Source organism: Coleofasciculus sp. D1-CHI-01, from assembly GCF_040218875.1.
GTDB lineage: Bacteria > Cyanobacteriota > Cyanobacteriia > Cyanobacteriales > Coleofasciculaceae > Coleofasciculus.
Genome location: NZ_JAVJQP010000058.1, coordinates 22,723 through 36,216, shown reverse-complemented (window position 1 = coordinate 36,216; position 13,494 = coordinate 22,723). Strand labels below are relative to the sequence as shown.

The following is a 13,494-nucleotide window of genomic DNA, read 5'->3' as shown; positions in this document are numbered from 1 at the left end:
GGACGATACAAGCGTTTATGGCGCTAAAGCGCAACTACGAACCTACAGCGATCGCTCAAGCCATCACCATACCGCCATCGACATTGAACACCTGCCCGGTGATATAAGCGGCGGCTGGATCAGCAGCTAAAAATCGCACCATGCCCGCAATTTCCTCTGGCTTGCCATAGCGACCGAGAGGAATATACTTGATGATATCCTCCGATTTAATATCTTTGGTCATATCGGTTTCAATAAATCCCGGTGCCACAGCATTCACGGTAATCCCGCGAGGCGCGACTTCCTTCGCCACGGTTTTGGTAAACCCAATCACTCCGGCTTTGGCGGCGCTATAATTTGCCTGACCCGGATTGCCCATTTGTCCAGCGACGGAGGCAATATTAATAATACGACCCGATTTTTGCTTGAGCATAATTTTACTGGCTGCCCGAGTACAGAAAAACACACCCGTGAGATTCAGGTCAATTACCGCCTGCCAATCGTCGGGTTTCATCCGCATCAAGAGGGTGTCGCGGGTAATCCCAGCATTATTCACCAGTACGTCTAGGCGACCAAATTTGTCTTTGGTTTCCTTGATCAGAGTCTCCACCTCTTCCAGTTTTGAGACATCTGCTTGAAGTGCGATCGCATCTCCCCCGGCTTCGGTAATTTTGGCGACAACCTGATCAGCCGCCCCACTGGAACTGGCGTAGTTAACCACTACCTTTGCGCCCTCTGCGGCTAATGCCAATGCCACAGCGCGACCAATTCCCCGTGACGCCCCGGTGACAATCGCCACGCGATCGCGGAGTTGGGCAGATGTCTGTGATGTTTCCATAAAAAATCTCTCTTTCCATTAACTGAAGTCAGCTCTTAGCATTTTGCAGTGACATCCTCCTACACTGACCCTATAGGTATAGTGTAAGCTTCCTTTGTCGCCGTCTTACGAGGGCGCCTCCGGCGTTTTCTAGTTGGGAATATGCCCAGCCCAACTCTCTTGATATTGATCGCCGCATTCCAATCTCTATCCAATACAAATCCACATAAACATTCGTGGATTCTAACTGATAAATCTTTTTGGTGGTAGCGGTTACAACAAGAGCATACTTGGTTCACTTCGGCGGTAATGCTGAACAATCGGCTCGACCTCCCCATCCGATGCTGTCCAGAATTTTTCGAGTCCTACGTCCAATCCAAGGGAATTCTCCTCTGTTGCTTCTATCTCTGGTAACTTCAAATTGGGAACGCTTTTGTCTTCCAACGTCAAACACACGTACCAGCCATCTGCCCGACGCGAGATCAGCGCCGCCTTAATCGTAAACCCGTCTGGGATTGGACGATGGTAGATCACTTTTACCTGACCCACTTTGGGTAAATTGATATAGGCAATATCCCGCCGACGTTCCCCATTCTTACGCCGATACGGGTTAACAATCACACTCAGGCAATCTGACTTCAATTGCGGCATACAAAACGTCCGGTATCGCCGCACTGATTTAAACCGAGGTTTGCCGCTCCGTTTCCCTTTTAAATCCCCCTTGATGTACCGATTAAACGTATCTTCTACCCGTTTAATCGCCTCCTGAATAACTTGGGAGTGGATTCCTTTATAGAGTTTGCCGTGGGACTCCCGCGACCAATGGTTTGCTCGTTTTTGTGAATAGTATGAAGGTGGGTCTTTCAGTTCCGGTAAATGAGTGACGAAAATTGGGCAAGCATTGACAGGTGAGCGATTGAACGCCCACCATTTAAACCGTTCTGAAAGCATCAAATTGTGGATATGACATAGTTTGTATAGCCATTCCTTTAGCTGGCTTAACTGTTGCTTGTTTGGCACAATCCGATACTGATAGTTCAGTTTAAATGTATCTTTGCTTCGCTTCAATTCTTGTCACCTCCTTTGTGGTAGTTATTATACTATGCTTGTGGCAACTATTCAGGACAAAAAGGAAACAAGTTTACTCTCGCTGTCGATTCATCTCACGCTCTATCGAAGATTAGAGCGCGAGATGAATCGCCAGATAAGCTAAAATCGAGCCAAACCACCAATCACCATGATGTTTTGTTATGGCAGTTAAAAAACAGTTTGCCAGTTTTCAGGAACTCCTCTCTGGATCGGATGTACCCGTATTGGTCGATTTTTACGCGACCTGGTGTGGTCCATGTCAGATGATAGCACCGACCCTAGAGCAAGTCGGTGTTCAGCTCAAGGGTAAGCTACAAGTGGTCAAAATTGATACAGACAAATACCCCCAGATTGCCTCTGATCATCATATTGAAGCCCTGCCCACCCTGATACTCTTTAAGGATGGCAAAGCGGTGGAACGGATTGAGGGGGTTGTCTCCGACAAGCAGCTTATGGAACGACTAAAACCTTTACTTTGAACAACCACAGAGACGTTCCGGCGGAACGTCTCTACCCAGGCGGAACTTGATCAATATCCCTTGATCAACTTCAGGATGCTGTCGTGGATTCTGGGGAATCACTGGACCCGGTTGTGGCTTTCTTTTTGTCCTGTTCCCGTTGTTCCCGTTTTTTGCGATCGGCTTTGATCGCGTCTTCAAGGACAATCTGGGCTTGAGCCATTTTTTCCAGGTTGCTGCGATACAACTCCAAGTCTTTCTGTAATTTCTCTTGGGGAAGATGCAAAGTTTGACCGATTCGCTGGAGCATTTCCATCGACTGTTTCGCGTCTTGAACTAACTCCGGTTCTGCCTGTTCCAGAAGGGTATACAAGCCAATGGCAAACAGACGAGAGTATTTAAACTTAGGATTATCTGCGATCGCGGCAACCGTGGTATGAATATCCTCAGCACCCTCTAAAGGTGTTGGTGAACTAAACCAGTCAACCAGTTCTTGCCCCGATAAACGCCCGACTGCGGCTTTCAGTTTTTCAGCATCATCCTGATACTGTTGCGGATTACCTCCCACCGCCTGACAAAGGGCGTTAAAAATGGATTCTTTATCCCGTTCCGGTCGATAGCCTTGCATGAAACGATTAAAAGATGCGACCACACCTAAGACATAGATGGGATCATACTTAAAATCCACATTGACCGCCAGCAAATGCATCTCGACCATCAATTCTTCTACCACCCGTCGGTAAATCGAGTTGATTGGACGGGTGTGATAGTTATAAAAATCTCGTTTTGTATCCGAGACGGTGCGAACGTTACTCACAGAGCAAAATATAAAGGATATTTTTTACCATTGTCTCGCTTGAGTGGCTCAATCCCCTAGAACCCGAAGAGATGACTCTCTCCTTGACCCAGTTACTATTCCAGTCCTTTCGGGCGTGTACCCGACGTTAGCGGAGAAAGGTTTGGTGTTACTTTACCTTCGTTTCGCTAACCAGACTGTTTCGCAATACGTTTATAATTCGCCTCTAGCGCAGCATACCCATCAATCGCGATTAGGCTTTGAGGGACTTGAGCCTAGACTAGCGTTCGGGTTTTACTCAGCCCCAGCCAGACTGGCTAACTGCTAAAGAAATAAACAGTTAAACGTTTGGTTTTCACCCTAGGGGGTAGAGTCTCAATCGAGTCATTCCTTCCATCTTACCAGTTATTCCCTTACTCGCACTTGCTACTGTTTATCTTTGATACTATTGGGTTTGATGAACAGGTCTAATAGTATAATGCTTTCTGGCTGAATCTAATTTAACTTCAACTCATGACTCTACCGCCAGAACTGATCACCCTGGCAAGCTATATGGCGGGTAAATTTGATAACCAACAACAGGCGTTGACTGAACCAGTCTGGTATGTTCACTTACACCTCTGGCAACGACCGATTCCTTTATTTAGCGACGATAGCCTCACCCTCTTTGCCGAACAAGCGCCGATTACTAACCTCGATCGCCCCTACCGTCAACGGATTCTGCGGCTGTATCAAAGTGACCAATCCTCCACTGAGTTACAGGTACAGTATTATCAGATCAACGATCCGGACGCCGTTCGCGGTGCAGGTAGGCATCCTGAATTGTTGCAGCAGCTTAACCGCGAAGATATCACATTTCTACCCGATTGCCGTCTAAACGTGCAGATGCAGCAAATTGGTTTCAATAATTATGAATTTACTACCACTTCAGCCAGCGATCGCCCTTGTCGCTTTAGTTATCAGGGCAATACTTACCAAGTCTCTCTAGGCTTTGAAGTAACAGCCGATGAATTTCGCAGCTACGATAAAGGCATTGACCCTAGTACCGGAAAAGCCACTTGGGGAGCCTTACTCGGTCCATTTCGATTTACCAAACGCCAAGACTTCGCTGGGGAACTGCTAATTTAATCGGTTGAGTTGCTGATTGGGTGGGGACTGTTCTCCTGTACAGGTTGTTTGGGAGTGAGTGAACGACCTACATCAAAACTTGGGTATGAATCCCTTTGTTCAGGTTGCCATACTCCGGGGTACACCTTCCAAAGCTTCTTGCTCCGTTTCAAAAATTTCAAACACGGAGTCCATCATCGTGACTTCAAACACCAGTTTGGCTTCGGGATGGACATTACAGATGCGAAAGCTACCTTTGACCTTATCCGCATCGCGCATACCCGCGACTAGAGAGGTTAAACCAGAACTGTCAATGAAGTTAACCTGACTGAGATTAACCACCACATGGCGGCTGAGTTTGGAAATGCATTCTTGTAATTTCAGGCGAAATTGCCAAGCTGTGGTAATGTCCAGGCGTCCAATTGGCGCCAAAACAATAACTGTTGTACCGTCTTTGGTCGTGTGTGTTTTTTGATCAATATGAATCATATAAAGACCTCCTTGAGCAGCAGTAGCTCCCCTTGACATCACAAGAGGAGCCATACAGGGTTTGGGTATCAATTCCGTTACTTAGGCGTTGGGTGAATGGTTGAAACAACAAGTAACTTAATCGGGCAACCTACGCTACTTATCCGTTACAAAAAACTTACCCAAAGTTCCCCAAAACTGGACATCCTTGGGAGTACAGGCTTGGTTACCAAGCCCCTACGGTTCCTGCTTCATCCTAGCAGTGATGGCACTTAACCAGTCCACAGGCTTAACATCGGGTGTAACTCACTCTAGAAAGATTGCCAGGGTGGTTTTTGCGTTAGCAATCTCTTCTGTATTGTACATATTCCCAAGTTAGGTCAGGACAAAGTGGATGCTATTTTTGTGCCAAATTTTGGTAAAGATGACTATTAATGGGCAAGAATTGGGTTACTGTTTCTCACTCCCGTAGTTCAACGCCGATAGTTGGCTTAGGTTCAATGGCACGCTCCTTAAACAGTTTTGGATCACCAAAACCCTTGAGATACCGTATGGTGGGCACTGCCCACCCACCTTAATTCAGTACCATTCGGTTTAGGTTGAAGGAGTCCAGTTTGTCCAATCTTGAGGTTTGAGGAACGTTTCGTACAGTTCAGCCTCTGGTGTATTCGGTTCGGGTTGGTAGCCATATTCCCAGCGCACTAAGGGAGGGAGAGACATGAGAATCGATTCGGTACGTCCGTTCGTTTGCAAGCCAAAGATCGTTCCTCGGTCATACACGAGGTTAAACTCGACATACCGACCCCGACGATAAAGCTGGAAATTGCGTTCGCGATCGCCATAGTTCATATCCCGCCGCCGCTCGACAATTGGCATATAAGCTGGCAAAAACGAATGACCGCACTCCTCCACCCAGGCAAACAGTTGTTCCCAGGTTCGGGGTTCTACCGCCCCCAGTTCCTTGCTGTAGATGGCTGCTGCTTTTTCTGGGTGGGGACCTTTATACAATTCCCCGGTTCCGTCTTGATAGTCAAAAAACAGTCCGCCAACGCCTCGTGTTTCTTGACGGTGTTTGAGATAGAAATATTCATCACACCAACGCTTGAATACGGGATAGTACTCGGAGTGATGATTGTCACAGGCGGCTTTTAGGGTTTTATGGAAATGAGCCGCATCTTCGGCAAAGGGGTAGTAGGGTGTTAAATCAGCTCCTCCACCAAACCACCAAACCGGTCCTGCCTCAAAGTAACGATAATTTAAGTGAACCGTGGGAATATAGGGACTGCGCGGATGTAGCACCATAGATGTACCCGTGGCATAGAAGCCATGACCTGCGGCTTCTGGACGTTGGGTTAAAATCGAGGGCGGAAGTTGAGTCCCCCATACTTCAGAAAAATTAACACCCCCCTGTTCAAAGACAGCACCATCCCGGATTACACGAGAACGACCCCCGCCTCCTTCTTCCCGCTGCCAAGAATCTTCCTGGAACTGACCCGCACCATCAAGTTCTGCCAAGGATTCACAAATAGTGTCTTGGATCTGTTGCATGAACTGCTTCACTCTATCCCTAGAGTCAGTGGCAGGTAACGAACGATTAGGATTTGTGGTCGGTGTCTGAGCTGCGGTCATAATTTCAATAGTAAATACAGTATTACCTAAACCAGAAGGCTATGGTTAGGCATTTTAAGGGTTCCAGGCTCTATTTTAAAGGTTTATGGTGTCAACTATGCCAACTAATTGCTAAGTAGTCGGACTTTCATTAAAGTCGGGCGGTGGGGATAAGGGAAAAGGGAACGGGCAATAGGGAACAGTAAGGATTTGAGGCTGGTTAACATTTCTTAGGACAGCGGACAGAATTTATGTCCAGGTACTTAGCAATACCGTGTCTTGCCGAATGTAAGATAAACATTGCTGAAGCGTCGCGATAGGAGGCGTGCTGTGATCCTAAATTTTTCCTTTAAGCTAATCGCAGGTCAAGAGGGGCTTTGGTGCAAATTTTCCCTCTTTCGGACTTATCGCGCCCTCAGTAATGCTCCGGTGGATGTTCTGTGGCAAAAATTAATCAATTTGGCAGATGTCTCCTGGAATCCTTTGCTCTGTAGTACAAATGCACCGAGAGGTTTAATCCCGAAACCTGGCTTGATTTACCAGGTGGTAACGCGCTTGATTCCCATTCCGGTGCGAGTGTTTGTCGAACGGGTATTGCCGGGTGAATTAATTAGCGTCCGGATGCTGGCAATTCCGGGGGTGGAAAATCGAGTGACATATCGGGTGGAGTCAGGCTTGTGCGGAACGTATGTGTCCTTTTCGGTGACAATGCGGGGATGGCTATCTCCCTTACTATGGTGGTTTATTCGCCCCTACGCTGCCCGTGTCGCGGCTGAATTAGCTCAAGCGGCGGAACAGGGGGTGGTTGTTTAGAGGAAGCTGGGGGAGTTGGGGGAGCTGGGGAAGCTGGGGAAGATAGGAAGCAAACAAATGACATAAGACAAATGACAAATGACAAATGACAAATAACGAATGAGCAATCAGCCGTAACCTATTAAGATTGTTCAATACCCCGCCCTACTCCGTGAGGACGGGGATTGCCGGACAAACGGCAACTAAGTATTGAATACCGCACAGAGTCTCAACCTGGTACAAACTCTTGGATACTTCCCTAGTCCAAGTTATCTTTAAGACTTTTTGTCGAGTCGCTCGCGATTGTTAGGACATCTTGGTTGAGATGGCGGGAAGGGACTACACACTCACTCGTGAGGATTATCTCCATGTTACGAATACCAGTTCTATCAAAGTCAGGTAAACCCCTAATGCCTACTAAGCCTAGTCGTGCTAGGCGTTGGCTGAAAGAGGGTAAAGCCCAAATCATGCACAACGACTTAGAATGTTTTACCATTCAGCTAACCTTTGAGACAGGAGAAGACACCCAACCTATAGCCATAGGAATAGATCCAGGTAAGCACTACTCAGGGATCGGGGTTCAGTCAAGCCGTGCTACTCTCTGGATGGCTCATCTGGTCTTACCGTTTAAGACAATTAAAGAGCGGATGGAGTTACGGCGGGTCATGCGTCGAGCAAGACGAGGAAGACGGATTAACCGAAAACTCCCCTACTCTCAACGGTGTCACCGCCAAAAGAGGTTTGAGAATCGTAGACAGGGTAAGCTACCCCCCTCAATTCGAGCTAATAAGCAATTGGAATTAAGGGTAGTCAAAGAACTCCTCAAGTTATTCCCTGTTAGCGCCATTCACTATGAGTTGGTCATGGCTGATGTAGATAAGACCAGTGGTCGTAAGTCGGCTCGGTCTGGTGTTGGTTTTTCTCCGGTCATGGTAGGACAACGACAGATGCTTAAGTGGCTATCTGAGTTGGCGACCGTTACAACCCACCAAGGATGGCAAAGAGACGGCAACGGCACGACGCAACTTAGACAGTGGCTAGGGTTAGCCAAAGACAAGAAAAACAAAGCTAATCAGACATCAGCAACACACGCCGTTGATGGTGTGACCTTAGCCGCGTTTGAGTTTAGCCGGAAAGACTTACACAGGTTGGTGTTCTGGAGACACCAAGACACAGGTTTCTGTCAGTAATGCCAACTGGAAACGATTAGGGCAGTTTTCCGCCAAAAAAGTCCAGTTGTTGCAGCGAAGCACAGGGTTAATTGTCGTGCCTTCAACTGGACTGTCAAATCTTCCCTTCGACTTCGCTCAGGGTTGATTTGACCTCTATCCCTCTCCGGGTTGCTTCGCTTAACCCGGAGTCTCACGAGATGTACGATGAAGATGTTTGTCCCAGCACATTGTCACCCTAGGAATTTGTCCTGATTATGGTTGATACCCATTCAGTTTTAGACGTACTACGCCCCGTGCAAGACCCTGAACTCCAAAAGAGTTTGGTGGAATTGAATATGATCCGCAATGTGAAAATCGACGGCGGGACGGTTAGCTTTACACTGGTGTTAACCACACCAGCCTGTCCGTTGCGAGAGTTTATTGTAGAGGATTGCCAAAAGGCGGTGAAGCAGCTTCCGGATGTGGAAGAGGTTGTGGTCGATGTGACAGCAGAGACACCGCAGCAGCAATCGTTACCCGATCGCCAAGGGATTGATGGCGTGAAAAATCTAGTCGCCATTTCCAGTGGGAAGGGCGGTGTGGGCAAAAGTACCGTGGCGGTGAATGTGGCGGTTGCCCTCGCCCAGACGGGAGCCAAGGTGGGTCTGATTGATGCCGATATTTATGGACCCAATACCGCCGCGATGCTTGGATTAGCGGATGCCAAGGTGATGGTGCAACAGGGTTCTCAAGGAGAGGTACTTGAACCTGCCTTTAACCATGGCATTAAATTGGTGTCTATGGCATTTCTGATTGATCCCGATCAGCCAGTGATTTGGCGCGGACCGATGTTAAATGGGATCATTCGCCAGTTTCTCTACCAGGTGAATTGGGGAGAATTGGATTATCTGATTGTGGATATGCCACCGGGAACCGGAGATGCTCAGTTGACCTTAGCCCAAGCTGTACCTATGGCTGGGGCGATCATTGTGACAACGCCTCAAAATGTTGCCCTGTTGGACTCCCGGCGCGGTTTGAAGATGTTCCAGCAATTGGGAGTTCCGGTATTGGGTATCGTGGAAAACATGAGTTATTTTATTCCACCGGATCTGCCCGATCGCCAGTATGATCTGTTTGGTTCAGGAGGCGGCGAAAAAACCGCTCAGGAATTAGACATACCCTTGTTGGGATGTATTCCCCTAGAAATTACCCTGCGGCAAGGGGGCGATCGCGGCTTACCCATTGTCGTGGCTGAACCGGAGTCGGCATCAGCTCAAGCGCTGATCGCGATCGCCAAGGCGATTGCGGCAAAAGTGTCTGTTGCTGCCCTAAGCCGCCATTGAATGCTGATTAGAAACAGTAGGAGAAGGAGGGGAAAAAGGAATTATAGGGTTAAACTATAATGCATTCTTCCCTATCCATCCTTATTTTGAACTAGCCTAGGATTTGATCAGGGATTATCCAAAATAGTTGTGAAAAATTCCTGAACAGGGCATCTTCAGAGCGCTAATTGCTAGAAACGTCAATCGCATTCCCCAACGATTATGTTCCAAAAGTCATTGTCCCGTACCCAAATGCGCTGGCTTATGTTCCTGAGCCGATGGCAGGAACTAGACTGGCAGCTATTATTTGTTACCCTAAGTCTCACCTTCCTCGGTGGAGTAATGATTCGCAGCGCCGAAATGAATGAGGGGCTAACCGATTGGTGGTGGCACTGGATCATTGGGGGTATTGGTTTAACGCTGTGTCTACTCATCGCGCGATCGCGTTACGAAATCTTACTCCAATGGCATTGGATGGTTTATGGGGTGACGAATATCGCCTTGTTTGCGGTGATGATTATGGGGACGACGGCAAATGGCGCACAACGGTGGCTGAATATCCTAGGTTTTCACGTTCAACCGTCGGAATTTGCCAAAATTGGCTTGATTATCACCCTCGCCGCGATTATCCACTGGCAACCGGCTTCAACATTAAATGCGGTATTTCGCGTCTTAGCTATTGCGGCAGTTCCCTGGCTATTTGTATTTTTAGAGCCAAACTTGGGAACCTCATTGGTGTTTGGTGCGATTACGATGGGAATGCTCTATTGGGGAAATGCTAATCCCGGATGGTTAATTTTATTCGTGTCTCCCATCGTTTCCGCGATCATGTTCAATGTATTTTTGCCCGGATGGTTTGTCTGGGTAGGAGCGATGATGCTGATTGGTTGGCGGACTTTACCGTGGTCCTTCTTTGGTGGGATTGGAGCATTGGTTGCCAATGTGATTTCGGGGGGATTAGGAAACTTGTTATGGGGATTGCTTCAAGATTATCAAAAAGACCGATTGCTTCTTTTTTTAGATCCGGATAAAGATCCCTTAGGCGGAGGATATCACTTGATTCAGTCTCGAATTGCCATTGGCGCAGGTCAACTCACGGGAAGAGGACTGCATCAGGGGACGCAAACCCAACTCCACTTTATTCCGGAACAGCACACCGACTTTATCTTTTCTGCCATTGGTGAAGAACTCGGATTTATTGGTTGTTTGCTTGTCCTATTTACCTTTTGGCTATTGTGTTTACGGTTAGTGATTATTGCCCAAAATGCTAAGGATAACTTTGGCTCACTATTGGCAATTGGTGTCCTATCGATGATTGTGTTTCAAACGGTGATCAACATCGGCATGAATATTGGTTTAGCCCCGATTACCGGGATTCCACTACCGTTGTTAAGTTATGGGCGATCGGCATTACTGGCAAATTTTTTAGCCATTGGATTAGTGGAATCGGTTGCCAATCACCGACACCGATTGAAGTTTTAGTCATTGGTCATTTGTCCTTTGTCAGGGTAGGACTTAGGCAAATGCTCTATATGTAGGGTGGGGAGAGCGTAGCGTAACGCACCTTGACTAATATATAGGGTTTAGCTGCGTAAGGTTTGAGAACAAATTAGCTAAACTATCAGCTAGCACATTATAGTAAGCTGAAGAGATAGAGATTTAGGGGTAAAAATTGATGATTCTTCCTGGCTCAATTGTGCGCGTTATCAACGGCGATGACACTTACTACAAATTTGAAGGGATAGTCCAGCGTATCGGTGATGGAAAAGCAGGTGTGCTGTTTGAAGGCGGCAACTGGGATAAAATTGTCACGTTCAATTTATCGGAACTTGAAGAGGTGAACCCTAAAGGCAAAAAATAAACAGGACTTTTAACCTGTGACCCGTTATAGCGAACCGAAATGATTCGTGAACCAGAAGAGATTATTTTAAAGACGGGAAAAAGACGGTTTTTATTTCCTCTGTTTCCTGTTTAATCCTCTTGTCTGTTCACGTTTCATTAAATCTATCTATAAACAAAACAAATGACAGATGACGAATGAAAAAGGACTAAACTATGCGTCTTCCTTTACCCCAGTTTACGGCTAGAGAACGCCCTGATAATCACATTGCGGAAGTCATAGAAACGGCAACTACAGAATTTCTGGCACAATGCCTAGAGCCAGAAGATTTGAGTTTTCCGGTCATGCCACCTTTTGGCAGTTGGGTCAAATCCGTTGATGAAGAATCGGGAAATCAGGTTATGGCGATCGTTTATCATGCCACAACTAGCCCGATTGATTCAGTTCACCGGGCTGTTGCGTTGGGATTGTCACTGGCAGAATTGCGAGAGCAACAACCACAGATTTTTGCCATGCTGAAAACGGAGTTTCGGGCGGCGATTGTTGGGTTTATACCGCCTGGTGAGGGACATAATGGTGACCAACCCCCTAGAGGACGAGCCTATCAATATTTGCCTCCTCGTCCGCCGCAAATTCATCAAGCTGTCTATCAATGTCAACCAGACGAGATTATTTACTTTAGTGAACAATTGGATTTTTTACGCACCCTTCTCTTAGTCACTGGAGCGCCAGTGGAAGCGTTAACGGCGGCAGCGATCCGAGAAATCTATCAAATCCGTAAGGGCGATCGCGATTGGTTAGTTCAAGCAGGGCGAACCCTGAGTGTTTTACTCAAGGATGATTATGACCGTTTGCGATATATTTTGAGTCAACTGCACTGGTGAGTTTAGTATCAATTCCCGTAACATCCTCAGTTGAGCTTAGTTCTGGACGCTAGATTGAAACTGTTGAGTATATGGAGTCCAGTGTTGAAGCATTACCGACTGAACTGCAAGCGGTTATTCAACAATGGGATAATGGGGTTGAACAGATGGATCAGGCAGAATAATATTTAGATCTTGTTAAAGCCATAGTTTAGCTTAGCGATCGCACTAACTCAGGACAACCATGACTCAATCTCAACCACCACTTCCCCAACCCCAGTTAGATCCTCAGGGGATTACTTTCGATCAGTATGCCGAATTTACGCCAGAAAAGCTAGAACTGAGCAACGGCTACTTGGGGTATGGTGGACAAGACCAAACGGGGTTTCATTTGGCGATTTTAACCAATATGGGACTATTAGCCGCTATCCAACACATAGGTGTGTCGCTATGGGTGGACGCCCTGAATCACTATTTGCGGCAAAAGTTGGAAGCGGTAAATGCTGAACCAGAAGTCGCTGAAGCGATGATCAATCGGTTGAATCGATCCATAGAAGACTTGGAGGCGATCGCAGAGTATTTTGTGGAAATACAAGATAACAATCAAAGTGGTTAATATCTAACAAACTTTATGAAAAAACCATAAGAATTAGCTGCTCATAACATGAGAAAAGCGTCAGCGTTAGTTCAATGTATTCTCGCCCTACTTTTAGCCATTTGGGGCGTTAAGCTACTATTGCCAGACCGCAATGTATGGGGAAATCCTCAACTTGAAACATTAATGATGCAATGTCAAATTCCATCGACAGAAGCAATCATTCGTTTATATCAGGGAAATGGAGGTGCAACGGTTGCTTATTGGTACTCCGTTACTTTTGATAACGGTAAATTCCCTACAGAAAAACAAATTTTTCATACTTATGCCTACCCATCTATTCAATCCATTGATTGTCGTCCTGATGAAGTGACAGTGTTAGCCGATGAGCAATCCTGGACATTTAGCCTTAAAGAAATAAAAAATCAATTAATCAATCAACCGATAGGATTCTATAGGGGAGAACCCCAACAAAAATCTATTCAACCGCTACGGATACTAACATTGAGTTTTGGAGTATTATTAGAATTAATCAGCGTCTGGATTTTGAGCAGGAGTTTCAAACAATTTCGTGCTTCCCAAAATCCCGAATAAAATTCCCGTAATTCT

The 13,494-nt window shown here is 46.6% G+C and carries 15 protein-coding genes and 1 pseudogene; 10 read left to right on the top strand and 6 right to left on the bottom strand.

Features of this window, described 5'->3' with window-relative positions; translation table 11 throughout:
- Window positions 1-55: 55 nt before the first annotated feature.
- The 3 genes from fabG to RIB93_RS11385 are packed head-to-tail and all read right to left on the bottom strand — an operon-like array spanning window position 56 to window position 1,864.
- Window positions 56-817, bottom strand: a complete 762-nt coding sequence (gene fabG / locus RIB93_RS11395; RefSeq protein WP_446372892.1) for a 3-oxoacyl-[acyl-carrier-protein] reductase — start codon at window positions 815-817, stop codon at window positions 56-58.
- A gap of 59 nt (window positions 818-876) precedes the next feature.
- Window positions 877-1,134 (bottom strand): zinc ribbon domain-containing protein, encoded by a 258-nt coding sequence (locus tag RIB93_RS11390; protein WP_446372891.1) that lies wholly within the window; start codon window positions 1,132-1,134, stop codon window positions 877-879.
- The gene (locus RIB93_RS11385; protein ID WP_446372890.1) at window positions 1,070-1,864 is read right to left on the bottom strand and encodes an RNA-guided endonuclease InsQ/TnpB family protein; all 795 of its coding nucleotides are present in this window, start codon (window positions 1,862-1,864) and stop codon (window positions 1,070-1,072) included. The genes RIB93_RS11390 and RIB93_RS11385 overlap by 65 nt, the downstream gene beginning before the upstream one ends.
- A 182-nt stretch (window positions 1,865-2,046) precedes the next feature.
- Here RIB93_RS11385 and trxA point away from each other — a divergent pair, with 182 nt between their 5' ends.
- On the top strand, window positions 2,047-2,364 hold the full coding sequence (gene trxA / locus RIB93_RS11380; protein WP_446372889.1) for a thioredoxin: 318 nt from the start codon (window positions 2,047-2,049) through the stop codon (window positions 2,362-2,364).
- Window positions 2,365-2,434: 70 nt separating this feature from the next.
- On the opposite strand, the gene psb29 is transcribed toward trxA, so the two are convergent.
- Window positions 2,435-3,160 carry a photosystem II biogenesis protein Psp29 gene (gene psb29, locus RIB93_RS11375; RefSeq protein WP_446372888.1) on the bottom strand — a complete coding sequence of 242 codons (726 nt, stop codon included), beginning with the start codon at window positions 3,158-3,160 and terminating at the stop codon, window positions 2,435-2,437.
- A 492-nt stretch (window positions 3,161-3,652) separates the two neighbouring features.
- Here psb29 and RIB93_RS11370 point away from each other — a divergent pair, with 492 nt between their 5' ends.
- Window positions 3,653-4,267, top strand: coding sequence for a CpcT/CpeT family chromophore lyase (locus RIB93_RS11370; RefSeq protein ID WP_446372887.1), 615 nt, complete (start codon window positions 3,653-3,655; stop codon window positions 4,265-4,267).
- A 99-nt stretch (window positions 4,268-4,366) separates the two neighbouring features.
- Here RIB93_RS11370 and RIB93_RS11365 read toward each other — a convergent pair whose 3' ends face one another.
- Both RIB93_RS11365 and hemF read right to left on the bottom strand, forming a co-directional pair.
- On the bottom strand, window positions 4,367-4,735 hold the full coding sequence (locus RIB93_RS11365; protein WP_006101536.1) for an STAS domain-containing protein: 369 nt from the start codon (window positions 4,733-4,735) through the stop codon (window positions 4,367-4,369).
- A gap of 573 nt (window positions 4,736-5,308) precedes the next feature.
- Window positions 5,309-6,343 (bottom strand): oxygen-dependent coproporphyrinogen oxidase, encoded by a 1,035-nt coding sequence (gene hemF, locus RIB93_RS11360; protein WP_446372886.1) that lies wholly within the window; start codon window positions 6,341-6,343, stop codon window positions 5,309-5,311.
- Window positions 6,344-6,652: 309 nt separating this feature from the next.
- On the opposite strand from hemF, the gene RIB93_RS11355 reads away from it, so the two are divergent.
- The 8 genes and pseudogenes from RIB93_RS11355 (at window position 6,653) to RIB93_RS11320 (ending at window position 13,479) form a co-directional block, all read left to right on the top strand.
- The gene (locus RIB93_RS11355) at window positions 6,653-7,135 is read left to right on the top strand and encodes an SRPBCC family protein (RefSeq protein ID WP_446349601.1); all 483 of its coding nucleotides are present in this window, start codon (window positions 6,653-6,655) and stop codon (window positions 7,133-7,135) included.
- A 347-nt stretch (window positions 7,136-7,482) separates the two neighbouring features.
- A pseudogene (locus tag RIB93_RS11350) lies at window positions 7,483-8,431 on the top strand (RRXRR domain-containing protein).
- Between the two features lie 109 nt (window positions 8,432-8,540).
- Entirely contained in the window at window positions 8,541-9,608 is a 1,068-nt protein-coding gene (locus tag RIB93_RS11345; protein ID WP_446372885.1) for an Mrp/NBP35 family ATP-binding protein, read from the top strand.
- 201 nt (window positions 9,609-9,809) lie between these two features.
- A complete protein-coding gene (gene rodA, locus RIB93_RS11340; RefSeq protein ID WP_446372884.1) occupies window positions 9,810-11,069 on the top strand; it encodes a rod shape-determining protein RodA in 1,260 nt (419 codons plus the stop codon).
- A 193-nt stretch (window positions 11,070-11,262) separates the two neighbouring features.
- Window positions 11,263-11,448: an NAD(P)H dehydrogenase subunit NdhS gene (locus tag RIB93_RS11335; RefSeq protein WP_006101398.1), complete on the top strand. Its 186-nt coding sequence runs from the start codon at window positions 11,263-11,265 to the stop codon at window positions 11,446-11,448.
- A gap of 194 nt (window positions 11,449-11,642) precedes the next feature.
- Window positions 11,643-12,311 carry an HAS-barrel domain-containing protein gene (locus tag RIB93_RS11330; protein WP_446372883.1) on the top strand — a complete coding sequence of 223 codons (669 nt, stop codon included), beginning with the start codon at window positions 11,643-11,645 and terminating at the stop codon, window positions 12,309-12,311.
- Window positions 12,312-12,534: 223 nt separating this feature from the next.
- A complete protein-coding gene (locus RIB93_RS11325; RefSeq protein WP_446372882.1) occupies window positions 12,535-12,906 on the top strand; it encodes a hypothetical protein in 372 nt (123 codons plus the stop codon).
- A gap of 48 nt (window positions 12,907-12,954) precedes the next feature.
- A complete protein-coding gene (locus RIB93_RS11320; RefSeq protein WP_446372881.1) occupies window positions 12,955-13,479 on the top strand; it encodes a hypothetical protein in 525 nt (174 codons plus the stop codon).
- Window positions 13,480-13,494: the final 15 nt, after the last annotated feature.